The organism is Brevundimonas naejangsanensis (assembly GCF_000635915.2).
Taxonomy (GTDB): Bacteria; Pseudomonadota; Alphaproteobacteria; order Caulobacterales; family Caulobacteraceae; genus Brevundimonas; species Brevundimonas sanguinis.
Genome location: NZ_CP015614.1, coordinates 2,663,091 through 2,684,764 on the forward strand (window position 1 = coordinate 2,663,091; position 21,674 = coordinate 2,684,764).

The window sequence follows — 21,674 nt, forward strand, 5'->3', positions numbered from 1 at the left end:
GGCTCAGCCCTCCATGTCGTCCGGCAGGCCGACGGCGTGGAAGCCGGCGTCGACGTGGACGACTTCGCCCGTGGTCGAGCGGCCCAGATCCGAGCACAGCCACAGGGCGGCGCCGGCGACGCCTTCCATCGAGGTCTCTTCCTTGATCAGCGAGAATTGCGCCGACTTGGAGTGCAGGCCGCGCCCGCCGGCGATGCCCGCCAGCGACAGGGTGCGCATGGCGCCCGCCGAGATGGCGTTGACGCGGATGCCCTTCGGACCGAGATCGCGCGCGATATAGCGGGTGGCGGCTTCCAGCGCGGCCTTGGCCACGCCCATGGTGTTGTAGTTCGGGATGACCCGTTCGGAGCCGAGGTAGGTCAGGGTGATCATCGAGCCGCCGTTGGGCATCAGCTTGGCCGAGCGCTTGGCCACGTCGACGAAGCTGAAGGCCGAGATGTTCATGGCCAGCAGGAAGCTGTCGCGGGTGGTGTTGTCGACGAAGGAGCCCTTCAGCTCGTCCTTGTTGGCGAAGGCCACCGAGTGGACGACGAAGTCGATCGTGCCGAACTCCTTCTCCAGCTCGGCGAAGGCGGCGTCCATCGAGGCGTCGTCGGTGACGTCAGCCTGGATCAGCAGCTTGGCGCCGACGCTTTCGGCCAGCGGGCGCACGCGGCGCTCAAGACCCTCGCCCAGATAGGTGAAGGCCAGCTCGGCGCCCTGGGCGGCCAGCTGCGAGGCGATGCCCCAGGCGATGGAGTTGGAGTTGGCCACCCCCATGATCAGGCCCTTCTTGCCCTTCATGAGTTCGCCGGTGGGCATGTCCCAGCCTTCGCTCGTCGCCATGGGTTCGTCTCCGTATCTAGAACTTGATCCGCCTTTTGGACGGGCGCGCGGCGGGTGACAAGTGAGTGCTGACGCTGGCGTTTACCCGCCGTCGGCCTAAGTTGACGTCATGAGCTTCGACGCCGACAGTTCGCACGCACAGCCGCAGGCTGGTCCCGTCTTCTTCGACCGCCGCGAACTGGACCAGATGCTGCGGGTTTATGGGCGGATGGTGGCGGCGGGCGAATGGCGCGACTACGCCATGGCCGGGGCCAGGGAGCACGCCGAGTTCGCCGTCTTCCGCCGCCACGGCGACGCGCCCGTCTATCGCATCGAGAAACGCCCCGCCCTGCGCCTGAAACAGGGCCAGTGGGCGGTGATCGGCGAGGGCGGCCATGTGCTGAAACGCGGCCGCGATCTGGCCCAGGTGCTGCGCGTGTTCGACAGTCGGAAGTTCACGGTGGTGGAGTAGGGCGGTCTCGCCCCTCGTCCTCGACCTCTCCTTGCCGTCAGCCTCAACCCCTCTCTCCGCCGTCATCCTCGGGCTTGACCCGAGGATCGGGTTGTCTTCGCGCGAGGCATAGACGGTCGAGGACGCAGCGTGGCTCGATCCTCGGGTCAAGCCCGAGGATGACGGAGGCAATGGCGCCAATTCCAAAGAAAAAGGCCCCGACGTCGCCGTGGGGGCCTCATTCTTTCTTGGACTATCGCCCTTCGCGCTCAAGTCGGCCGTGACCGCGTCACGGCCATAGCGCGCTCACAAAGCCTCTATTCGCGGCTGCCGCCCATGAAGGCCAGCAGGAACTGGAACAGGTTGATGAAGTTGATGAACAGGCTCAGGGCCCCGAAGCCCGTGGCCACGCCCATGGCGTTCTTGTCGCCGCCCAGGGCGTAGTAGGTCATCTTCAGACGCTGGGTGTCATAGGCGATCAAGCCCGAGAAGATCAGCACGCCCAGCCCCGAGATCACCAGGCCGAACATGCCCGACTTCACCAGGAAGGCGTTGACCAGCATGGCCAGGATCAGGCCGATCAGGGCCATGATCAGGAAGGTGCCCATGCCGCTGAGGTCCTTCTTGGTCGTGTAGCCGACCAGGCTCAGACCCGCGAAGGCGGCGGCGGTGACGAAGAAGGTCGAGGCCAGCGAACCGCCCGTATAGCGCAGGAACAGCACGCCCAGACCCGCGCCGATGGTGGCGACCACGGCCCAGTAGAGCATGTTCACGCCCTTGGCCGTCGGGTTCTTCATGAAGAACATGGAGCCGAACAGCATGACCAGCGGCGAGAACTGGATGATCATGCCCAGCATGGTCAGGCCGATGCGGCCGTCCGGCATGCGGGCGAACAGCAGCTGCTGCACGGCGGGGACGTTGCCGGTGACGTAGGCCAGGACGCCGGCGACGACCAGACCGATCGCTAGCTTGTTGTAGACGCCCAGCATGAAGGCGCGCAGGCCGGCGTCGACGGACATGTCCGCCGACTGCGGAAGCGGGCGCGCATAGCCGTTGTTGAAATCGCTCATCGCGAAAGAAGTCTCCCATTCGGCCGGGATGGTCCCGACCTTTGGCTCAAATATCGGCACGCCGGGGCGTCCATGCAAGAAAAAGCGGGCTTCCGGCCGGCGGTTCCGCCCGCTACCAAGGGTCGCATGCTACGTCTGTTCACCGCCATCGCCATTCCCGAGGACGTCGCCGAGACCCTGGCGCGGCGGCAGTCCGGCCTGCCCGGCGCCCGCTGGCGGCCGCTGGACGCCCTGCACGTCACCCTGGCCTTCTATGGCGAGGCGTCCGAGCACACAGCCGACGACCTGGCCTCCGAGCTGACCCGCGCCGAGGGCGGGGGGCCCTTTAAGCTCACCCTGAGCGGCGTCGGCGCCTTCGGCGACGCCCATCGCAGCCACACCCTGTGGGCCGGGTTGGAGCGGTCCGAACCGCTGAACGTCCTGGCCGGGCGTTGCCGGTCGGCCGGCGAGCGCGCGGGCGTCCCGCCGGAGAAGCGCGAATACCGGCCGCACGTCACCCTGGCCTATCTGAAGCCCCAGGCGAACCCCGACCGCATCGGCGCCTGGATCGCCGGGCACAACCTGTTGAAGTCGCCGCCGATCCGGGTGGATCGCTTCGGCCTCTACTCCAGCATCCTGACCGGGGACGGCAGCGTCTACACCCTGGAGCGGGAGTATCTGTTGTGATCGAGCGTCCCACCTCGCCCCTCGGCCCCACGCTGGAAACCGAGCGTCTGTTCGTGCGCCCGCCGACGCTGGAGGACTTCCCGCGCTGGGCCGACTTCATGAGCGACCCTGAGACGACCCGCTTCATCGGCGGGGTGCAGTCCAGGCACGAGGTTTGGCGCGCCATCGCCTCGGTGGCGGGCATGTGGGCGCTGCAGGGCGAGGGCATGTTCTCGGTGATCGAGAAGGCGACCGGCCTGTGGATGGGCCGGATCGGGCCGCTGCACCCCTATGACTGGCCGGGCCGGGAAGTGGGCTGGAGCCTGCACCGCGACGCCACGGGCAAGGGCTATGCGCTCGAGGCGGCTGCGGCGACCATGGACTACGCCTTCGACGTGCTGGAGTGGCCCGACGTCATCCACTGCATCGACCCGGACAACCGCGCCTCGGAGAAGCTGGCCGAGCGGCTGGGCTCGACCAATCGCGGGCCGGGCGCGATCCCGCCGCCGTTTCACGAGCACAAGGTCAATCTGTGGGGCCAGACGCGCGAGCAGTGGCGGGCGAACCGGCAGCGCTTGCGGTAGGAACGCAACGGGAACATAAGGGCGCATGGCCGCCGCCGCGCTTCACCTCGAACTGGTCTTCAGCCGCCCCGAAACCACCCTCTCGGTGACGCGAGGGGCCGCTCGGCTGTTGGTCGACATGGGCTATGCGCCCCTGCTGGAGGTCTGCCTGCCTAACGGGCGGCGCGCCGACGTCATGGCCCTTGGACCCAAGGGCGACATTGTCATCTGCGAGGTGAAGTCGGGCATCGACGACTATCGCGTCGACCGCAAATGGCAGGAGTACGGGCCGTTCTGCGACGCCTTCTACTTCGCCGTGGCCCCGGAGTTTCCCGAGGGCGTGCTGCCGGACGAGCCGGGCCTGATCGTGGCCGACGGCTTCGGCGGGGCGGTGCTGCGCGAGGCGCCGGCGACGCCCCTGGCCCCCGCGCGCCGCAAGGCCCTGACCCTGGCCTTCGCCCGTCTGGGCGCGCTCAGGGCGATGCGCGAATAACGCCCTCCCCTTGAGGGAAGGTGGGCGCCGGAGGCGCTCGGATGAGGGGTGTCGGCGCGGTGTCTGAAGTTCTAGCGATCGGGCGCTGCAACAGCCGCTTAAGCCGCTGCGCTCACACCCCTCATCCGTCAGGCTGCGCCTGCCGCCTTCTCCCTCAAGGGGAGAAGGGTCTCCTTACCCGCCCACGGCGTGCAGCGCCGCGCCATGGTCGCGCAGCCAGCGGCGGTGCGGGCGATGATCCCCGATCAGTCGAGCCACGACGGCCCAATAGGCCGGGCTGTGGTCGGCGTGGACCAGGTGGGCGACCTCATGCGCGGCCAGGTAGTCGGCCACGGCGGGCGGGGCCATGATGACGCGCCACGAGTAGCGGATCGAGCGGTTGTGCGGGCTGCACGAACCCCAGCGCGAGCGGGTGTCGACGATGGACACCTTCACCGGTCCCTGACCCAGGCTCTTCAGGTGGACCTGCGTGCGTTCGGTCAGGAAGTCGCGCGCAGCCCGGCGGAACCAGTTCTCGATGCGGCGAGAGAAGGCCTCGCCCTGGCCGCCGGAACGCAGCACAGGCCCCTCGTCCGTTTCGATCAGGCGCGCGGCGCCCGCGCCGCCGCTCGCCTCCAGCCGCACCGGACGGCCCAGCCAGGTGACGACGGCGCCGGGTTCAAACGCCAGGGTCTCTACCCGCGCGGCCAGGCGTTCGGCGATCCATCCGGCCTTGGTGCGGGCGAAGGCCACGACCTCGCCAAGGCGCCGCTCGCTGGGGGCCACGGCCACGGCCTCGCCGGCGCGGGCGTCGATGCGGATCGACAGCCGCCGCGCGCGCGGATTGACCGACAGCCTCAGGGCGCCGCCGCCCTCAAGCGGCAGACGCTGACCGTTCCGGTACGACACTGAGGGCTTCGTTCTGGGCGATGAAATCGCGCACGCGGGGATAGATCTCCTCGCGGAAACGGCGGCCGTTGAAGACGCCGTAGTGGCCGACCTTGGGCTGGACGTAGAGCAGACGGCGGTCGTCGGGGATGTTGGGCGTCAGCCCGTGCGCCGCCTGCGTCTGGCCGACGCCGGAGATGTCGTCCATCTCGCCCTCGATGGTGGCCAGGCCGATGTCAGTGATGGCCGTCAGATCCACCGTCTGGCCGCGATGCTGCAACAGGCCGCGCGGCAGCAGGTGCTGCTGGAAGACGATGTCGATGGTCTGGAGATAGAATTCCTCGGTCAGGTCCAGCACCGACAGATATTCGTCGTAGAACTGCTCGTGCTTCTCGACCCCGTCGCCGTCGCCCGCCACCAGATCCTCGAAATAGCGGCGATGGGCGTCGACGTGTTTGTCCTCGTTCATCGACATGAAGCTGTAGAGCTGGACGAAGCCGGGATAGACCCGCCGCCCCACGCCTGGATAGGGCAGGGGCACGGTGTGGATCATGTTCGACTTGAACCAGGTGAACGGCTTTTCCTCGGCCAGCTGGTTCGTCACCGTCGGCGACAGGCGCGCGTCGATGGGGGAGCCCATGAAGGTCATGGAGGCGGGGCGGTTCGGGTCGTTCTCGGCGGCCATCACGGCGCAGGCCGCCAGCACCGGCGGCCCCGGCTGGCAGACGCCGACGACGTGGGCGCGCGGGCCGACGGCGGCCAGCATGTCGCGCACATGGTCGATGTAGTCGTTGAAGTCGAAACGGCCTTCCAGCATCGGCACCTGACGGGCGTTGGCCCAGTCGGTGACATAGACGTCGTGGTCCTGAAGGAAGGTCTCGACCGTGCCGCGCAGCAGGGTGGCGTAGTGGCCCGACAGCGGCGCCACGATCACCACGGCGGGCGCGGCGGGGGGGCGGCCCGCGCGTTTCAGGTCGCCGATGTTGCGGGCGAACCGCACCAGCCGGCACCAGGGCGAGGACCACACCACCTGTTCGGTGGTGCGCACGGGCTTGCCGTCGATCTCGATCGTCTCAAGGCCCCAGTCGGGCTTGCCGTAGCGGCGCGTCAGGCTTTCGAACACCTCGGCGGCGGCATAGGCGGTGCGGCCGATCGCCGTGTCCGCCGCCGGATTGAGCGGAGAGGTCCAGAACTGCCGGGCCATCTGGGCCCCGATCCGGAACGGCGTCGCTGAATGGTAGGCGAGCTCGTGAAAAGCGTAGAGCATGAAACCCCGAGTGTGGCCCCCCGCCGATGCGGATCGCCGATCATACAGGATGATGCGCTGCAAAAAAGCCCGCCCGCGCCGCGTTCAGGCAAAGGTGATCAGCCCTTCTCCATCGCGTTTTCGATCAGGGTCACGGTGCGGCTGGGCCCCAGATCGTGGGCGACGGCGCTGCGGAACTTGCCGTCCGGCCCCATCAGATAGACGGTCAGGCCGTGGTTCATGGTGTAGCCCTCGCCCTCGCCGACCTTCTGATAGAAGGCGCGGTATTCCCTGGCGACCTGGGCCACCTGTTCCGGCGTGCCGGTCAGCCCGATGACGCCGTCGGGGAAGCCGTCCGACGACAGATAGTCCTTCAGCATCTGCGGGGTGTCGCGCTCAGGGTCGATGCTGATGAAGACGATCTGCAGGTCCTTGGCCTTTTCGCCCATCCGTTCCTGCACGGCGTTCAGCACGCCCAGCGTGGTCGGGCAGTAGTCGGGGCAATAGGTGAAGCCGAAGAAGACCAGACTCCACTTGCCGTCCAGAATCTTCTCATCAACGACCTGGCCGTCCTGATTGGTCAGGGTGAAGGGGCCGCCGACCAGGGGCTGGCCCGTCGCCGAATCCGTCGTCTGGGCCGCCTGTTGCCGACCGCCGACGACCACCATGGTGATCAGGCCCAGCGCCAGGGCGATGACCGCGCAGGCGGCGGCGAACAGGATGACGGGACGGCGGGGCATGGCCTCTCCTTAGGCGAGAACGACGCTGATCATCGGGCGGGCGCGACACGGCATACCGTGCAGCCGCCCCTCGCGCGGTCTATAGAAGAGGGGTGAGCCCGACAGAAGCCCCCATACCGCCGCACGCCCCGCTGCACCTCCTGGCCCAGGCGGGCGGCGAGCTGGCCGGTCTGCCCGAACTGCCCCGGCGCGGGCGCGGCCTGTCGCTGCGCACCCTGATCGTGCTGCGGTGGCTGGCGGTGATCGGCCAGACCTGCGCCATCCTGACCGCCTATTTCGCCCTGCATTTCCCCTTGCCGTTATGGGAGTGCCTGACGGTGATCGGCGCGGGCGTGGCGATGAACCTGGCAACGATGGCGCGGGCGCGGCGCATCGACGGCAGCCTGCCGGACGGGCCGAGAACCGCCGCGCAGCTGGGCTTCGACATCCTGCAGCTGGCGACGCTGCTGGCCCTGACCGGCGGTCTGGCCAACCCCTTCTGCCTGTTGTTGGTCGCGCCGGTGACGATCGCGGCGGCGGCCCTGCCTGCGCGGCAGGCGGTCATTCTGGGCATCATGGCCCTGATCGCCGTCGGCTTCCTGTTCTCCTGGTCCCTGCCCCTGCCGTGGCGCCTGCATGAGCATCTGGAGCTGCCGGGCCTCTACCGTCTGGGGCTGGGGCTGGCGCTGGTGACCGGGGTGCTGTTCACCTCCGGCTATGCGTGGAAGGTGGCGGCCGACGCCGACAAGCTGGAGCTGGCCCTGGCCACCACGCAGGACGTGCTGCAGCGCGAACAGAGGCTGGCGGCCCTGGGCGGTCTGGCCGCCGCCGCCGCCCATGAACTGGGCACGCCCCTGGCCACCATACAGGTCGTCGCCAAGGAGATGCTGCGGGACGCCCCCGCCGGCAGTCCCGCCGCCGAGGACGCCGGCCTGATCCTGCAGCAAGCCGAGCGCTGCCGCGCCATCCTGAAGCAGTTGTCGGCCCAGCCCCAGGAAGGCGACGCCCTGTTCGCCGACATCGATCTGAAGGCCCTGCTGGAAGAGGTGGCCCAGCCGCATCGGGGCTTTGATCTGGACTTCGACATCGCCGTGAAGGCGCCGCCCGGCCAGCCCGTGCCGCGCGTGCGCCGCCTGCCCGAGATCGTCCACGGCCTGTCCACCCTAGTCGAAAACGCCGCCGACTTCGCCACCGCGCGGGTGCAACTGACCGCCGTGGTGGACGCAGGATGGATCGAGATCGACATCGTCGACGACGGCCCCGGCTTCGCCTCTGAGATTCTGCCGCGCCTGGGCGAGCCCTATGTGACCAGCCGTCCGCAGGCCAAGGCCCGCCGGGCCCTGGCGGCCCAGATCGCCTCGGCGTCCAGCCCGGCGCGCAGGGGACGACGCGCGCCGCCCCCGGTCACCGCCCCCATCGCGCCCAGCCAGGGCGGCATGGGGCTGGGCTTCTTCATCGCCCGCACCCTGCTGGAACGGACCGGCGCCAAGGTTTCGGTCGGCGCGGGCGCGCCCGCCAAGGGCCAGCCCGGCGGCGCCCTCGTCTCCGTGCGCTGGGCGCGTCAGGCGCTGGAAGTCACCGCCTCGGCGATGGATGGCGGCGGAACCTGATGTCGCAGTTGCGAGCTTGGCCCTTGACCCTGCGTCGTTGACGCACGACCTGAAACCTCAGGAGAATTTCATGTCCGAACTCGAGACCCAGATCGCCGCCCTCAACGACAAGTCCCTGCTGCTGCTGGACGATGATCAGGCGCTGCGCACCCGGCTGGGCCGGGCGCTGGAATCGCGCGGGTTCGTCGTCTCTGTCGCCGGTTCGGTGGCCGAGGCCAGCGACGCCCTGCGCCAGTCGGTCCCGGCCTTCGCGGTCCTGGACATGCGGCTGGAGGACGGCAACGGCCTGAAGGTGGTCGAGATGATCCGCGAGCGGCGCGAGGACGCCCGCATCGTCATGCTGACCGGCTACGGCGCCATCGCCACGGCCGTGGCGGCGGTCAAGGCGGGCGCGGTCGACTATCTGCAGAAGCCCGCCGACGCCGACGACGTGGTCAAGGCTCTGCTGTCGACCGGCGAAGCGCCTGAGCCGCCGGAAAACCCGATGTCGGCCGACCGGGTGCGCTGGGAGCATATCCAGCGGGTCTATGAGCTGTGCGACCACAACGTGTCGGAGACGGCGCGCCGCCTGGGCATGCACCGCCGCACCCTGCAACGCATCCTGGCCAAGCGCGCGCCGCGATAGGCTGCTTTTTGCGCGCTATGCTTGCGACGCGGTCGCTCGCGGCTTGAGCGCCTTACGCTTCTCCCTCACCCCTCGTGGGAGAAGGCGGCCCGCTCCGAGGGGAGAGGGGCGCCCAGTCGGTCAGAAGAACAGCGCGTCCGGGCGCCGTTCCTGCTGGGGCGCAGGGGGCGTCTGCGGCGGGGCGGGCCGGGCCGCCGGCGCCGGTTGCGGCTGGACCGGTTGCTGAGCCTGGCCGTCGATGATCACCGGCGGCGGAGCGTCGTAGGGCGTGGCCGTGGCGTAAGGGTCCTCGACCTGACCCATCAGATCGCCGACCGGATCGGGCGGAATCCAGCCTTCGGGCAGGGGCGGACCGTTGGGAATGGCTTGGACCGCCAGCTTGGGCAGGGCGGCTTCCATAAAGCCGCGCCAGATGGCGGCGGGCGCCGCGCCGCCAGTGACTCGGGCCATCGGCTTGTTGTCGTCCTTGCCGACCCAGACCGCGGCGACGAAGCCGCCGGTGTAGCCGACGAACCAGGCGTCCTTGTAATCCGAGGTGGTGCCGGTCTTGCCGGCGATATCGCGCCCGCCGATCGCCGCCGAGCGGCCGCTGCCCGACGTGACGACGCCGCGCAGCATCTGGTTCATGTAATAGAGCGGCGGATTATTGATGGCCTGGCCGCCTTCCGACGGGCCGTGGGTATAGATCACGCGGCCGGACGGCGTGCGGATCCGGCTGATGCCATAGGCGTCGACGCGGCGGCCGCCGTTGGCGAAGGCGTCATAGGCCTGAGCCATCTCCAGCGGGCTGACCTCGACGGCGCCGAGCGCCATGGACGGCTGCAGGCCGATCTCGCTGGAGATCCCGAGGCGACGGGCGGCGCGGGCCACGCTGTCGCGCCCGACCTGATCGGCGACATAGGCCGCGACCGTGTTGGTCGATTGGGCCACAGCCTGGGCCAGGGTCATCTGGCCCGAGAAATTGCCGGAATAGTTGCGCGGCGACCAGCCGCCGATGGTCACGGGCTGGTCCACCACCGGGGTCTGCGGCGTATAGCCCGCCTCGACGGCGGCCAGATAGACGAAGGGCTTCCAGGCCGAGCCCGCCTGACGCCGCGCATCCACCGCGCGGTTGAACTGGCTGTCGCCGTAGGAGGCGCCGCCGATCATGGCGCGCACCCGGCCGTCGCCGTCCAGGGCGACCAGGGCCGCCTGTTCGACGCCCTTGCCCTTGTCGCGGTCCAGGATGCGGCGCACGGCGCGCTCGGCGTCGGTCTGCAAGGTCAGATCGAGCGTCGTCTCGACGACCATGTCCTCGGTCGGTTCGCCGACCAGGGTGCGGATCTGCTTGTCCAGCCAGTCGATGAAGTATTGGGCGTGCTGGCTGGCCAGGGTCTTCGACACCCGCACCGGCTCGGCCACGGCGGCCTCGCGCTGGGCCGGGGTGATGGCGCCGACCTCAACCATTTCGTTCAGCACGACGTTGGCGCGTGTCGCGGCGCGCTCGCTTTCGGAGACGGGGGAATAGCGCGAGGGCGCCTTCAGTAGGCCTGCCAGCAGGGCGGCCTCGCCGACCGTCAGCTTGTCGGCGCTCTTGTCGAAATAGCGCTGCGAGGCGGATTCGATGCCGTAGGCGCCCGCGCCGAAATAGACGCGGTTCAGATACAGGGCGAGGATTTCCTTCTTGGAGAACTTCATCTCCAGCCACACGGCCAGGATCAGCTCCTGCACCTTGCGCTTCATGTTCTGATCAGGCGTCAGGAACAGGTTCTTGGCCAGCTGCTGGGTGATGGTCGAGCCGCCCTGGACCACGCGCCCGGCCCTCAGGTTCGAGGCCATGGCCCGGCTCATGCCGATCGGATCGAAGCCGGGGTGGTGATAGAAGCGGCGATCCTCGATGGCCACGAAGGCAGCGGGGACGTAGTCGGGCAGGGCGTCCAGATCGACCGGCGGCGCCATCTGGGTGCCGCGCACCGCGATCAGGGCGCCGGAGCGGTCCAGATAGGTGATCGAGGGCTGGCGATCGACTTCATACAGGCTGGAGGTGTCCGGCAGGTCGCGCGCAAAGACGGCCAGGAAGACCACGGCGAAGATCAGGCCCCAGACGGCCAGCACCGCGCCCCAGTAGAACAGGCGGCCGAAGACGGTTCGGCGCGGGCGTGCTCCACCCTGCTCGTTGCGGTCGGGTCCGCGGTCGTTGCGCGCCATGAACATCCCTCTATGCCAGCGACGTGGACCCTAGCCGTTCCCGTCGCCGGCGAAAACGCCCCCGTTTTCGATCACGGCAGCGTGTGCGCCTATTTCGCCGAAAGAATGGCGCGGCTGGCCAGTCAGACGCCGTTCCCGCCGCCGTTCTCCACCGCCAGTCCGGCCTCGGTCAGCGCGGCGCGATACGCCTCAGGGGCCAGGCTGCCGTGATAGAGGGCTTCGCCGCGCCACTCGCCGATCGCCTCGCCGTGGGCGGGTCCGGCGGTGAACATCAGCCGGCCGCCGGGCGTCACACGGGCGGCCAGGGCGGGCAGGACCGCTGTCTGCGCTTCCGGAGTCAGGTGGAACAGGCTGTGCCAGGCCAGAACCCCGTGAAAAGCGTCGTCCGGCAAGGCGTCGCGCATGTCGCCGATACGCCAGTCGCCGCCAGGCAAGGTCTTGCGCGCATGGGCGATCAGGCCGGGCGAGGCGTCGAGGCCGATGACCTCGAACCCGCGCTCCAGCAGGGCGGCGCCCATGGGCCAGCCCGAGCCGCAACCGACGTCCAGCACCCGGGCGCCGCGCGGCCAGCCCTGCGTGAAGCGGTCCAGCCAGGCGGCTTCGTTCCAGTCGCCTTCATCCCGGCGCAGGACGACGCCCCGGTCGCGAATCCAGTCGGCCGCCTTGTCCTGATAGAGGCCGACGATCCGATCCGCAGCCGGATGGCTCACTTGGCCAGGAAGGCGTCCAGCGCGCCATGGAAGGCGTCGGGCTGGTCGAACATGATGAAGTGGGCGCTGTCGTCGATGCGCTTCAGCCTGGCGCCCGGCAGGGTCGCGAACGACATCTGGTAGATGGCGTCGGTAATCGCGTCGGTCATGCGGGCGTCGTTGAACTTGACGTAGAGCACCTCGGTCGGGGCGGTGATCTTGGCCAATTCGGGTCGCAGGTCGGTGGTCACCAGTTCGCGGAAGGCGGCGGCCGAGACTTTCTGGTCGCTGCCCCGCATGTCCTTCAACGCCTCTTCGCGGCGGCTTTCGGTGTTGATCATGCCGTTGATGGAGGCCGTGGCCTGGGCGACGTAGGCCTCGCGCGGGCTGGTCGACTGGGCGGTCCAGATCTGATCGGCGACGGGGGTCACGCTCTCGGCCGTCGCGCCGGGCGCGCCGAACATGGCGCCCATGAACGGGATCATGTCCACGACCATCAGCTTGCCGACCAGCTCGGGGTGACGCGCGGCCAGCATCATGCCCATGGTGCCCCCCATGGAGTGGCCGACGACGGCGGGCTTGTTCAGATGCTGCTCGCGGATGTAGCGGGCGATGTCTTCGGCCACGGGGGCGCCGACCGGTTGGGGCGCGTCGCCCTGGGCGTTGGCTTGAGGCGCGGCGCCCGCGAAACCGGCGACGTGGATGCGGTGGATGCGATAGCGCCCGGCCAGGTGATCGACCGTCCGCTGCCAGACCGCGGGCGAGGACGACAGGCCGGGGATCAGGATCAGGTCGGGCGCGCCTTCCGGTCCGTCGACGCGGACGCTGAGGCGGTCGGAGGCGAAGGCGGCGTGCGCCGCGCCGTGGGCCGCGTGATTGACATGGCCGTCCTGAGCCACGGCGGGAGCGGCGGCCAGCAACAGGGCGGCGGCGCCGAAAAAGGCGGTGGAGGCGGTGCGGATCAAGGCGTCTCTCCCAAAGAGAATTTGAGACAGATTAATTCATCGGCTGAGGAAGGGAATGGCCTTTGGACGGCCAGCCGTCCCTGCTGCTACAAGGCGGCCATGACTGCAGACGCCGCGCCCGCACCCTCTACTGCTCCAGAAGCGAAAGCCCCGCCGACCGCTTTCGGCAAGGGCTTCATCACCGACGCCTGGTATTTCGTCGCCCTGGCGCGCGACGTGCCGGTGGCCAGCCTGAAGCGCTATGAGATTATGGGCGAGCCGGTGCTGATCGGCCGCACCCGCGCGGGGGAGGTCTATGGCATGCGCGACATCTGCCCCCACCGCGCGGCGCCGTTGTCGGCCGGACGCCTGGTCGAGAAGCCGGGCGAGGGCGAGACGATCGAGTGCCCCTATCACGGCTGGCGCTTCCGGCCTGATGGCGTCTGCGCCGCCATCCCGTCGCTGGTCGAGGATCAGGCGTTCGAGGCCAACCGCATCAAGGTGCGATCCTATCCGGTGCGCGAGAGCCAGGGCATGGTCTTCGTCTGGATGGCGGCCGACGCCCGCAATCCGTCCGAGCCGGATCAGGAACCGCCGCTGTTCCCCGGCGCCGTCGGCCAGCCGCGCCTGGTCGAGGCGATGGATTTCGACAGCCATATCGACCACGCCGTCGTCGGCCTGATGGACCCCGCCCACGGCCCCTATGTCCACCAGCAGTGGTGGTGGCGCTCCGAGCATTCCATGCACGAGAAAGCCAAAACCTTTGCCCCGGTCGACTTCGGCTGGGCCATGGTGCGCCATGCGCCGTCCTCGAACAGCCGCCTGTACAAGGTGCTGGGCGGGGCGCCTGCGACCGAAATCACCTTCCGCCTGCCGGGCTATCGCTGGGAGCATATTCAGGTGGGCGCCAAGCAGGTGCTGGCCCTGACCTGCCTGACGCCGGTGAGCGAGACCAAGACCCGCATCACCCAGATCTTCTGGTCCGACCACTGGGTGTTCGGCATCGCCAAGCCCTTCCTGCGCATGGGCGTCGTCGCCTTCCTCAAGCAGGACGGCGGCATGGTGAACCTGCAGAACGAGGGGCTGAAATACGACCCGGCCCTGATCTGGATCGATGACGCCGACAAACAGGCCAAATGGTATCAGCAGCTGAAGCGCGAATGGCTGAAGAGCCGCGCCGAGGGCCGCGCCTTCGTCAATCCGATCCAGGAGACGGTGCTGCGCTGGAAGAGCTGACGGCGGAACTCCGGCGGCTCAGCTCTGGCCGTTCCGTGCGGAACCGCGCAATCATGCCGTCATGAAGTCGGTCGCGCGCCTCTTTCGTCTGCATTTGGCCCTGTGGTTGGGGTTGGCGGTCATGGCGGCCGCGAGCGCCGTTTCGCCCGTAGCCTGGGGCTGGCCGATGCGGCTGGCGGTCGCGTGGGACGCGGGCGTGGCGGCCTTTCTGCTGCTGACCTTCGTGCGGCTCAGCCGAACCCGATCGGTGGCGAGGATCCGCGCGCGGGCGGCGGAAATGGACCAGGCGGGCAGGGCGGTTCTGCCGCTCAGCCTGTTGGCGGCGGGGGCCAGCGTCTTCGTCATCGTCTTGATGGCGGCGTCGGGGGGCAAGCCGACGGCGACGGCGGCGACGCTGATCGTGGCCACCATCGCCCTGAGCTGGCTGTTCGTGCAGACCATCTTCGCCCTGCATTACGCCCATGAATTCTATGCGCCGGCCGGGACCGGCCAGGGCGACCGCCAAGGGCTGATGTTCCCCGGCGAGGACGACGCCGACTATTGGGACTTCCTGCACTTCGCCCTGATCATCGGCGTGGCGAACCAGACCGCCGATGTGCAGATCTCCAGCCAGCGCCTGCGCCGCATCGCCACCGTCCACAGCATCCTGGCCTGGCTGTTCAACACGGTGATCCTGGCCCTGGCGGTCAATCTGGCGGTCAACCTGTTGTAGGCTTTCGGCGGGTTCGCCTTGACTTGGCCGCTATTGAGGTCCATCTGCGCTGTATCGCACAATGCGGTGACCGGCGCGTTCCAGCGCGTGTTTGGGCTTCCCTGACCGGAAGGCCTGTCTGTCGAGCGGCCGGATCATTCGATTTCATACGTCGTCCATACACGCGGGGCGGCGCCCGTTCCCCGCCCGATTTCGGGCAGGCGACGTGCGCCCTTTTGTGAAGGTCTGGTTCGTCCAGCCGCGCGCGCCGCCGTTCGTGAAAGACAGACGTGAGCGACACTCTTACTTTTGAATCCATGGGCCTGAACAAGGCTCTGCTGACCGCCCTGGCCGCAACCGGCTACGAGAAGCCGACGCCGATCCAGGCCAAGTCCATCCCCGACGTGATGAAGGGCAAGGACCTGCTGGGCATCGCCCAGACCGGCACCGGCAAGACGGCGGCCTTCGCCCTGCCGATCCTACATCGCCTGGCCGAGAACCGCGTGGCGCCCAAGCCGCGCACCACGCGCTGCCTGGTCCTGAGCCCGACGCGCGAACTGGCGACCCAGATCGCCGACAGCTTCAAGCAATACGGCGCCCACCTGGGCTTCCGCGTCGCCGTCATCTTCGGCGGCGTGAAATACGGCCCGCAGGAACGCGCCCTGCAACAGGGGCTTGATGTGCTGGTCGCGGCGCCCGGCCGCCTGCTGGACCACCTGCAACAGAAGACGCTGGACCTGTCGCAGACCGAGATCTTCGTCCTGGACGAGGCCGACCAGATGCTGGACCTGGGCTTCATCAAGCCGATCCGCCAGATCGTCAGCCGCATCCCGGCCAAGCGCCAGAACCTGTTCTTCTCGGCCACCATGCCGTCTGAGATCGGCAAGCTGGCCGGCGAGCTGCTGAAGGACCCGGTCAAGGTCCAGGTCACGCCGCAGGCCACCACGGTCGAGCGCATCCAGCAGTCGGTGATCTGGGTCGAACAGGGCAAGAAGCGCGCCCTGCTGACCGAGCTGTTCTCCGACCCCGCCTATACGCGCTGCCTGGTCTTCACCAAGACCAAGCACGGCGCCGACAAGGTCGCGGCCTATCTGGAGGCGGGCGGCGTCGAGGCCGGCGCCATCCACGGCAACAAGAGCCAGCCGCAACGCGAGCGCGCGCTTGAAGCCTTCAAGAACGGCAAGCTGCGCGTTCTGGTCGCCACCGACATCGCCGCGCGCGGGATCGACGTGGACAAGGTCACCCACGTGGTGAACTTCGAGCTGCCCTATGTGCCGGAAGCCTATGTCCACCGCATCGGCCGGACGGCCCGAGCGGGCAAGGACGGCACCGCCATCAGCTTCGTCGCCGGCGACGAGATGAAGCTGCTGAAGGACATCGAGAAGGTCACGCGCCAGAAGATCCCCGCGATCGACCGCCGCAACGACAAGGCGCTGGCCCAGCTGGACGCCTCCATCATGGCGGCGGGCGTGGCCAAGAAGGCGACCCTGCCTGAACGTGAAGGCCGCTCGGACGGCGAAGGCCGGGGCGGGCGTGGTCGCGGCGGCCGCAACCCGCACCGTGAAGGCGTCAAGCAGGAGGCCGGCGGTCAGCCGCACCGCCAGCGTCGCGGCCGCAACGGCGCGCCTGCGGTTGAGCGCGCGGCGCCGGTCTACGATCCGATGGCGGGCGATCGCGCCCGCTCGTCGGTGCGCGCAGCGCCGTCCGCCGAGCCCAAGCCGGTCGGCGAACTGCAGCGCCGCCCGCGTCGTCGTCGCCCGTCGAACGGGGGCAAGGGCCACGCCGCCCAGGGCTGATACAGCAAAGCCCGCTCGCTCCCCGAGGAGCGGGCGGCGCGGGCCGCCCGCGACAGGGTCGGGGAGGCGCGGGGCGCCTCCACCGCCTTAAAGCTTGCAAACCCGCTCAAGCCAGCAGGCGGCCGCGCCGCCTGCGTTAGCGGTCTATCAGTGCCTGAACACCCGCACGCCGGTGAAGGCCATGGCGATGTTGCGTTCGTCGGCGGCGGCGATGACTTCCTCGTCGCGGATCGAGCCGCCCGGCTGGATCACCGCCGTGGCCCCGGCGGCGACGGCTTCCAGCAGACCGTCGGCGAAGGGGAAGAAGGCTTCGGACGCGCAAGCCGAGCCTTCAGCCAGCGAATGGGCCAGACCCTTGGCCTCGCCGGCTTCCTTGGCGCGGATGGCGGCGATGCGGGCGCTGTCGCGGCGGTTCATCTGGCCGGCGCCGATGCCCGCCGTCTGGCCGTCCTTGGCGTAGACGATGGCGTTGGACTTGACGTGCTTGGCCACGGTGAAGGCGAATAGCATGTCCTGGATCTCGCTCGGCGTCGGCTGGCGGCGCGTGACGATCTTCAGATCTTCCGGCTTGATCAGCGAGCGGTCGCGCGACTGCACCAGGAAGCCGCCGGCCACCGAGCGGAACACCTCGCCCGGGCCGTGCGGGTCAGGGAGACCATTCGTGATCAACAGGCGCAGGTTCTTCTTGGCGGCGAAGACTTCCTTGGCCTCGTCGTCCGCGCCCGGCGCGATGACCACCTCGGTGAAGATGCCGGTGATGGCGCGGGCGTCCTCGCCCGTCAGCGGGCGGTTGACGGCGATGACGCCGCCGAAGGCCGACACGGCGTCGCATTCCAGCGCGCGGGCGTAGGCCTCCGACAGGGTATGGCCGACGGCCACGCCGCAGGGGTTGGCGTGTTTGACGATGACGCAGGCCGGGGCCTCGAACTCGGCGACCAGCTCATAGGCGGCGTCGGCGTCGGCGATGTTGTTGTAGCCCAGCTCCTTGCCCTGGATCTGGGTGGCGTAGGCCACGCCCGGGCGCTTCTCGCCGGTGCGGTAGAAGGCGCCGGTCTGGTGCGGGTTTTCGCCATAGCGCAGCGTTTGCGCCAGCGAACCGGCGATCGCCTTGCGCGCCGGGGCGGCGTCTTCCAGCTGACCGGCGAACCACGACGACACGGCGGCGTCATAGGCGGCGGTGCGGGCGAAGGCGCGGGCGGCCAATTGCTTGCGCAGCGCCAGCGTGGTCGTTCCGTCGGCCTTTAGCGCCTCGACGATCAGGCCGATGCTCTCGGCGTCCACGGCGACGGCGACGTGGCCGTGGTTCTTGCTGCCCGAGCGGATCATGGCCGGGCCGCCGATGTCGATATTCTCGATGGCCGCTTCAAAGCCGCCGCCGGATTCCACCGTCTTTTCGAACGGATAGAGATCGATCCAGACGATGTCGATTGGGCCGATGCCGTGCTCGCTCATGGCGGCGGCGTGGGCCTGGGCGTTGCGCACGCCCAGCAGGCCGCCGTGCACGACCGGGTGCAGGGTCTTGACCCGGCCGTCCATCATTTCCGGGAAGCCGGTCAGATCGGCCACGTCCTTGACCGGCAGGCCGAAGCCCGCGATCGCCGCCTTGGTGCCTCCGGTCGAGACCAGCTCGACGCCCAGCCCCGCCAGGGTGCGCGCGGCGTCTTCCAGCCCCGCCTTGTCCGACAGGGAGATCAGGGCGCGGACGGGCTTGATCGCGTCCGGGGCGGGCGGAAAGTCGGGAGCGGCGGGCATGGGCGGCGTCCGTTTACGGCTGGGGCGGGGAGATGGCGGGGCCTCTAGCACCAACGGGACACGGCGTCAGCCCTTGGCGGTCGTTGCTGTGCTCCCGGCGCCCGATCCTCGGGTCAAGCCCGAGGATGACGAAAGGGAGGGGGCACGTGGAGAATGTTGTCGTGTCTTGCTCACACTGCGTCATCCTCGGGCTTGACCCGAGGATCGAGTTGTCCGCCACTCACGGTTCCATGAACGAGCGCCGTCCCTTCATCGCGACCTATATTCTGGCCAGTCGCCCGCTCGGCGTTCTTTACGTCGGCATGACCTCGAACCTCTACGAACGCATCCGCCAGCATCGGGAGGACGGCATCGAAGGCTTCGCCCAGCGCTACGGCTGCAAGACGCTGGTCTGGTACGAAGCGCATGGCTTCGTCACCGAGGCGATCCGGCGCGAGAAGTCGCTGAAGCGCTGGAACCGCACCTGGAAGCTGGAGCTGATCGAGAAGACCAACCCGGAGTGGCAAGACCTCTATCCCAGCCTGTTTGGATTGGCGCCTGATCCTCGGGTCAAGCCCGAGGATGAGGGAGGGAGAGAGGGAGGCGTCGAGGCATTTCTGAAGCGCCTCGACCGGCTTTAGTCCGGATCGCCGCTCGCGCCGGCCGGGCTCAGCTTCCAGCGGACCTTGGTTTCGGCGTCGGTGCGGGCCGAGCCGCGCACGACGATCTGCAAGGAGCGGCGGGTCAGGCCTTCGTCGATGTGGACGGCGGGCTCGATGGCTACGTCGGGGCCGTCGCTGCGGAACCACCAGCCGCGTCCGGACGGGCCGCGCAGCAGGATGGAGCGGCGGTCGCGGGCCAGCGAGGCCTGGACCCCCGGCTCCAGCTGGAAGCGCAGGGCGTAGGGGGCGGCGATGGCGCGGGTCGCTTCGGGGCGGCCTTCGGGCGGGTGCAGCCGCTCCTCGGCGCGCAGTTCGTCCAGCCGCTGGTCGATGTAGAGGCGGCGCTGGTGCATCAGGCCGTACTGCGCCATCCAGCCGTCGTGCTCGACCTCCAGCCAGACGGCGCCGGCGCCTTCCTGATGCTGGCGCGTGACGTGCAGGGCGGGGCCGACGAGGCGCGGGCCCAGCAGCTCGCCCTTCCAGCCCGCCAGAGGCTCGGCCAGAGGCTGCTCGCCCAGCGTCAGGGTCGAGGCGCCCGGCGTCAGGCGCAGGGCCTGGCGGTCCAGGGCGCGCGGCGTCCATCCCGCCGAGGTGAACAGGCGGTCGCGGCCGCAGACGACCTCCAGGGCCGCGGGCTGGCCGCAGGCGGCGGCCGACCAGGCGTTGCGCGCCGGGGCCTCGACATCGACCATGACGGTCAGAAGAGGGCTGGAGACGCGCAGCAGGCCGCCGACCACGCCGCTGGGCGGGGCGGCGGGGGCGTCGTCATGCGCGCGGGCGGCGGCGATGCGCTCGGGCGTGGAGGGGCCGCCGCCCTGAAACACGGCCAGCTTCCGATCGGGCAGGGTCTGCAGGCGCAGGGCCATCGTCAGGCGCGAAATGGCCTCGGCCACCGGCTCGGGCGTGACTTCGGACAGCTGGGCCAGGGCGTCGTCCAGCGTCAGCAGGTCGAGCAGCAGCTCCAGCCCCCTTTCCGGCGCGCGCGAGGCGTGGGCGCCGTCGGGGGCGACCGTGGCGGTCAGGGCGGCGGGCAGACGTTTCAGCGCCTTGTTGCGGATGGCGGCGCCGGCCTTGCCGGTCAGGGCGCATCCCGCGACGGCGGCGGCGGTCAGGCGCTCGGCCCGGCCCAGGATCCCGCCGGGCGGCCGCAGCAGCTGGCGCGCCTGATGGGCCAGGATGTCGGTCAGCTTCAGGCGCTCGACCTCGGTCGCTGCGCCCGCCAGCCGCCGTCCGGCGCAGGCCAGGTGATAGACGCGGCGGGCCAGAATGTCCGGATCCCAGGAAAAGGGCGACCAGCGGCTGAAGACCTCATGCCAGGCCAGGGTCAGGGCCAGGACTTCGCGCACGCCGCGATCGCCCTGAGCCATCATGGCGGGCAGCCAGTTGAAGCTGTGCAGCTCGACGGCGAAGGCGCGGCTGGGCGTGGGGCTGTTCCACAGCTCGGTCGGAGTTCCGGCGTCCAGGCTCAGGCCCGCCAGCGTCAGCTTGCCCGACAACAGGGGGCGCGGGGCCTCTTCGGGCAGGGGGCGGAAGTCGCGCGGGCTGACGGCGAAACCCTCGGCGGTCGGACCGCCCAGCGTCAGGCCGTAGCCGGGCAGGCCGTACAGTTCGATCCACGCCTGGCGCGCCAACAGCCCCTTGGCGACCGAGGCCCACAGGCGCGGGTCCGGTCGGGCGCCGGAGGCGGGGCGCACGGGGGTCCGCATCGGGGCGCCCTTCAGGCCGGGGATGTGCCCTTCGGCCAGGGGGACGTCGCTGTCGCGCGGGGCGAAGGGGCCGAGGGGGCTCACGCGGCGGCGGCCTTCAGGGCCTGGATATTAGCGGCATAGGCGTCCGGCCCGCCCTTGAAGACGAAGGAGCCGGCGACCAGCGCATCGGCCCCGGCGGCGACGCAGGCCCCGGCGTTGGCGGCGACCACCCCGCCGTCCACTTGCAGGTGCGCCCTTGATCCGGCGCGGTCGAGGATGGCGCGGGCGCGCTCGATCTTCCGCAGCGAAGTCTCGATGAATTTCTGACCGCCGAAGCCTGGATTGACCGACATGATCAGCACCAGATCGACCAGTTCGACCGCCTCTTCCAGCACGCTCAGAGGCGTGGCGGGGTTGAAGACGAGGCCCGCCTTGGCGCCCAGTTGGCGGATGTGGCCGAGCGTGCGGTGGACGTGGGGGCCGCTTTCGGGATGGACGCTCATGATGTCGGCGCCCGCCGCGCGATAGGCCTCCAGCCAGTTGTCGACCGGCGCGACCATCAGGTGGACGTCGAACGGAAGGCTGGTGTGCGGGCGCAGGGCCTTCACCACGTCCGGGCCGATGGTCAGGTTAGGCACGAAATGGCCGTCCATGACATCGACGTGGATCCAGTCGGCGCCGGCCGCCTCAAGCGCCCGGATTTCCTCGCCCAGGCGAGAGAAGTCGCTGGCCAGGATGGAGGGGCAGATCAGCGGGGCGGTCGCGGCGGTCTGGGTCATGGCCCTGCGACTTACGTGGGTGTGAGGCGAGGGGCAAGCCGGGCTGCGGACGCAAGGTCGCGTCTTCTGCATGGATTTCGATCAGGCGGGGCTTTCGCCGGCGCTGGGCGGAAAGGTCATGCGGAAGCCTCAGCCGGGTCTTGGCGGAGGGGCGGGCGGTTGACCCTGGTTTGCGAAC

21 protein-coding genes are annotated in these 21,674 nt (G+C 69.3%); 10 read left to right on the forward strand and 11 right to left on the reverse strand.

What is annotated here, in order from left to right:
* Positions 1 to 3: 3 nt before the first annotated feature.
* Positions 4 to 801 carry an enoyl-ACP reductase FabI gene (locus DA69_RS12795; RefSeq protein ID WP_167309551.1) on the reverse strand — a complete coding sequence of 266 codons (798 nt, stop codon included), beginning with the start codon at positions 799 to 801 and terminating at the stop codon, positions 4 to 6.
* A gap of 133 nt (positions 802 to 934) precedes the next feature.
* Between DA69_RS12795 and DA69_RS12800 the strand changes: the two genes are divergently transcribed.
* The gene (locus DA69_RS12800; protein WP_025976332.1) at positions 935 to 1,276 is read left to right on the forward strand and encodes a DUF2794 domain-containing protein; all 342 of its coding nucleotides are present in this window, start codon (positions 935 to 937) and stop codon (positions 1,274 to 1,276) included.
* 296 nt (positions 1,277 to 1,572) lie between these two features.
* Here the strand turns inward: DA69_RS12800 and DA69_RS12805 are convergent, their stop codons facing one another.
* On the reverse strand, positions 1,573 to 2,325 hold the full coding sequence (locus DA69_RS12805; protein WP_025976331.1) for a Bax inhibitor-1/YccA family protein: 753 nt from the start codon (positions 2,323 to 2,325) through the stop codon (positions 1,573 to 1,575).
* 126 nt (positions 2,326 to 2,451) lie between these two features.
* On the opposite strand from DA69_RS12805, the gene thpR reads away from it, so the two are divergent.
* Genes thpR through mmcB form a run of 3 tightly spaced genes read left to right on the forward strand, consistent with a single transcriptional unit; the run spans position 2,452 to position 4,026 of the window.
* Positions 2,452 to 2,991: an RNA 2',3'-cyclic phosphodiesterase gene (gene thpR, locus DA69_RS12810; RefSeq protein ID WP_025976330.1), complete on the forward strand. Its 540-nt coding sequence runs from the start codon at positions 2,452 to 2,454 to the stop codon at positions 2,989 to 2,991.
* On the forward strand, positions 2,988 to 3,554 hold the full coding sequence (locus DA69_RS12815; protein ID WP_025976329.1) for a GNAT family N-acetyltransferase: 567 nt from the start codon (positions 2,988 to 2,990) through the stop codon (positions 3,552 to 3,554). Before thpR ends, DA69_RS12815 begins: the two co-directional genes overlap by 4 nt.
* A 25-nt stretch (positions 3,555 to 3,579) precedes the next feature.
* Positions 3,580 to 4,026 carry a DNA repair putative endonuclease MmcB gene (gene mmcB, locus DA69_RS12820; protein ID WP_025976328.1) on the forward strand — a complete coding sequence of 149 codons (447 nt, stop codon included), beginning with the start codon at positions 3,580 to 3,582 and terminating at the stop codon, positions 4,024 to 4,026.
* 174 nt (positions 4,027 to 4,200) lie between these two features.
* On the opposite strand, the gene DA69_RS12825 is transcribed toward mmcB, so the two are convergent.
* The 3 genes from DA69_RS12825 to DA69_RS12835 all read right to left on the reverse strand — a co-directional run bounded on the left by DA69_RS12825 (position 4,201) and on the right by DA69_RS12835 (position 6,879).
* Positions 4,201 to 4,914 carry a M48 family metallopeptidase gene (locus DA69_RS12825; RefSeq protein WP_025976327.1) on the reverse strand — a complete coding sequence of 238 codons (714 nt, stop codon included), beginning with the start codon at positions 4,912 to 4,914 and terminating at the stop codon, positions 4,201 to 4,203.
* Positions 4,880 to 6,160, reverse strand: a complete 1,281-nt coding sequence (locus DA69_RS12830) for a polyhydroxyalkanoate depolymerase (protein ID WP_025976326.1) — start codon at positions 6,158 to 6,160, stop codon at positions 4,880 to 4,882. The genes DA69_RS12825 and DA69_RS12830 overlap by 35 nt, the downstream gene beginning before the upstream one ends.
* 98 nt (positions 6,161 to 6,258) lie before the next feature.
* Complete coding sequence (locus tag DA69_RS12835) at positions 6,259 to 6,879, reverse strand: SCO family protein (RefSeq protein ID WP_025976325.1); 621 nt, start codon at positions 6,877 to 6,879, stop codon at positions 6,259 to 6,261.
* Between the two features lie 92 nt (positions 6,880 to 6,971).
* Here DA69_RS12835 and DA69_RS12840 point away from each other — a divergent pair, with 92 nt between their 5' ends.
* Together DA69_RS12840 and DA69_RS12845 are read left to right on the forward strand one after the other, a co-directional pair.
* Complete coding sequence (locus DA69_RS12840) at positions 6,972 to 8,468, forward strand: ActS/PrrB/RegB family redox-sensitive histidine kinase (RefSeq protein ID WP_025976324.1); 1,497 nt, start codon at positions 6,972 to 6,974, stop codon at positions 8,466 to 8,468.
* Positions 8,469 to 8,538: 70 nt separating this feature from the next.
* A complete protein-coding gene (locus tag DA69_RS12845; RefSeq protein WP_025976323.1) occupies positions 8,539 to 9,093 on the forward strand; it encodes an ActR/PrrA/RegA family redox response regulator transcription factor in 555 nt (184 codons plus the stop codon).
* 120 nt (positions 9,094 to 9,213) lie between these two features.
* On the opposite strand, the gene DA69_RS12850 is transcribed toward DA69_RS12845, so the two are convergent.
* The 3 genes from DA69_RS12850 to DA69_RS12860 form a co-directional block, all read right to left on the reverse strand.
* A complete protein-coding gene (locus DA69_RS12850; protein WP_029972315.1) occupies positions 9,214 to 11,286 on the reverse strand; it encodes a transglycosylase domain-containing protein in 2,073 nt (690 codons plus the stop codon).
* A gap of 116 nt (positions 11,287 to 11,402) precedes the next feature.
* Positions 11,403 to 11,990 (reverse strand): class I SAM-dependent methyltransferase, encoded by a 588-nt coding sequence (locus tag DA69_RS12855; protein ID WP_029972314.1) that lies wholly within the window; start codon positions 11,988 to 11,990, stop codon positions 11,403 to 11,405.
* Positions 11,987 to 12,934: an alpha/beta fold hydrolase gene (locus DA69_RS12860; RefSeq protein ID WP_025976321.1), complete on the reverse strand. Its 948-nt coding sequence runs from the start codon at positions 12,932 to 12,934 to the stop codon at positions 11,987 to 11,989. Before DA69_RS12860 ends, DA69_RS12855 begins: the two co-directional genes overlap by 4 nt.
* A 99-nt stretch (positions 12,935 to 13,033) precedes the next feature.
* Here DA69_RS12860 and DA69_RS12865 point away from each other — a divergent pair, with 99 nt between their 5' ends.
* The 3 genes from DA69_RS12865 to DA69_RS12875 all read left to right on the forward strand — a co-directional run bounded on the left by DA69_RS12865 (position 13,034) and on the right by DA69_RS12875 (position 16,636).
* A complete protein-coding gene (locus DA69_RS12865) occupies positions 13,034 to 14,149 on the forward strand; it encodes an aromatic ring-hydroxylating oxygenase subunit alpha (RefSeq protein ID WP_025976320.1) in 1,116 nt (371 codons plus the stop codon).
* Between the two features lie 61 nt (positions 14,150 to 14,210).
* On the forward strand, positions 14,211 to 14,861 hold the full coding sequence (locus tag DA69_RS12870) for a DUF1345 domain-containing protein (protein WP_025976319.1): 651 nt from the start codon (positions 14,211 to 14,213) through the stop codon (positions 14,859 to 14,861).
* 296 nt (positions 14,862 to 15,157) lie between these two features.
* Entirely contained in the window at positions 15,158 to 16,636 is a 1,479-nt protein-coding gene (locus tag DA69_RS12875) for a DEAD/DEAH box helicase (RefSeq protein ID WP_025976318.1), read from the forward strand.
* Between the two features lie 147 nt (positions 16,637 to 16,783).
* On the opposite strand, the gene purH is transcribed toward DA69_RS12875, so the two are convergent.
* A complete protein-coding gene (gene purH / locus DA69_RS12880; protein WP_025976317.1) occupies positions 16,784 to 18,388 on the reverse strand; it encodes a bifunctional phosphoribosylaminoimidazolecarboxamide formyltransferase/IMP cyclohydrolase in 1,605 nt (534 codons plus the stop codon).
* 230 nt (positions 18,389 to 18,618) lie between these two features.
* Here purH and DA69_RS12885 point away from each other — a divergent pair, with 230 nt between their 5' ends.
* Positions 18,619 to 19,008: a GIY-YIG nuclease family protein gene (locus DA69_RS12885; RefSeq protein WP_025976316.1), complete on the forward strand. Its 390-nt coding sequence runs from the start codon at positions 18,619 to 18,621 to the stop codon at positions 19,006 to 19,008.
* Here the strand turns inward: DA69_RS12885 and DA69_RS12890 are convergent.
* Positions 19,005 to 20,819 (reverse strand): heparinase II/III family protein, encoded by a 1,815-nt coding sequence (locus DA69_RS12890; RefSeq protein WP_025976315.1) that lies wholly within the window; start codon positions 20,817 to 20,819, stop codon positions 19,005 to 19,007. The two genes, DA69_RS12885 and DA69_RS12890, sit on opposite strands and share 4 nt — an antisense overlap.
* Positions 20,816 to 21,496: a ribulose-phosphate 3-epimerase gene (gene rpe, locus DA69_RS12895; protein WP_025976314.1), complete on the reverse strand. Its 681-nt coding sequence runs from the start codon at positions 21,494 to 21,496 to the stop codon at positions 20,816 to 20,818. Before rpe ends, DA69_RS12890 begins: the two co-directional genes overlap by 4 nt.
* Positions 21,497 to 21,674 lie beyond the last annotated feature (178 nt).

What these genes read in the sequence shown, in the direction of transcription:
- DA69_RS12795 (WP_167309551.1), bottom strand. Translation starts at nt 801, where the DNA reads ATGCCCACCGGCGAACTCATGAAGGGCAAGAAGGGCCTGATCATGGGG.
- DA69_RS12800 (WP_025976332.1), top strand. Translation starts at nt 935, where the DNA reads ATGAGCTTCGACGCCGACAGTTCGCACGCACAGCCGCAGGCTGGTCCC.
- DA69_RS12805 (WP_025976331.1), bottom strand. Translation starts at nt 2,325, where the DNA reads ATGAGCGATTTCAACAACGGCTATGCGCGCCCGCTTCCGCAGTCGGCG.
- thpR (WP_025976330.1), top strand. Translation starts at nt 2,452, where the DNA reads ATGCTACGTCTGTTCACCGCCATCGCCATTCCCGAGGACGTCGCCGAG.
- mmcB (WP_025976328.1), top strand. Translation starts at nt 3,580, where the DNA reads ATGGCCGCCGCCGCGCTTCACCTCGAACTGGTCTTCAGCCGCCCCGAA.
- DA69_RS12830 (WP_025976326.1), bottom strand. Translation starts at nt 6,160, where the DNA reads ATGCTCTACGCTTTTCACGAGCTCGCCTACCATTCAGCGACGCCGTTC.
- DA69_RS12835 (WP_025976325.1), bottom strand. Translation starts at nt 6,879, where the DNA reads ATGCCCCGCCGTCCCGTCATCCTGTTCGCCGCCGCCTGCGCGGTCATC.
- DA69_RS12845 (WP_025976323.1), top strand. Translation starts at nt 8,539, where the DNA reads ATGTCCGAACTCGAGACCCAGATCGCCGCCCTCAACGACAAGTCCCTG.
- DA69_RS12850 (WP_029972315.1), bottom strand. Translation starts at nt 11,286, where the DNA reads ATGTTCATGGCGCGCAACGACCGCGGACCCGACCGCAACGAGCAGGGT.
- DA69_RS12865 (WP_025976320.1), top strand. Translation starts at nt 13,034, where the DNA reads ATGACTGCAGACGCCGCGCCCGCACCCTCTACTGCTCCAGAAGCGAAA.
- DA69_RS12870 (WP_025976319.1), top strand. Translation starts at nt 14,211, where the DNA reads ATGAAGTCGGTCGCGCGCCTCTTTCGTCTGCATTTGGCCCTGTGGTTG.
- DA69_RS12875 (WP_025976318.1), top strand. Translation starts at nt 15,158, where the DNA reads ATGGGCCTGAACAAGGCTCTGCTGACCGCCCTGGCCGCAACCGGCTAC.
- purH (WP_025976317.1), bottom strand. Translation starts at nt 18,388, where the DNA reads ATGCCCGCCGCTCCCGACTTTCCGCCCGCCCCGGACGCGATCAAGCCC.
- DA69_RS12885 (WP_025976316.1), top strand. Translation starts at nt 18,619, where the DNA reads ATGAACGAGCGCCGTCCCTTCATCGCGACCTATATTCTGGCCAGTCGC.
- rpe (WP_025976314.1), bottom strand. Translation starts at nt 21,496, where the DNA reads ATGACCCAGACCGCCGCGACCGCCCCGCTGATCTGCCCCTCCATCCTG.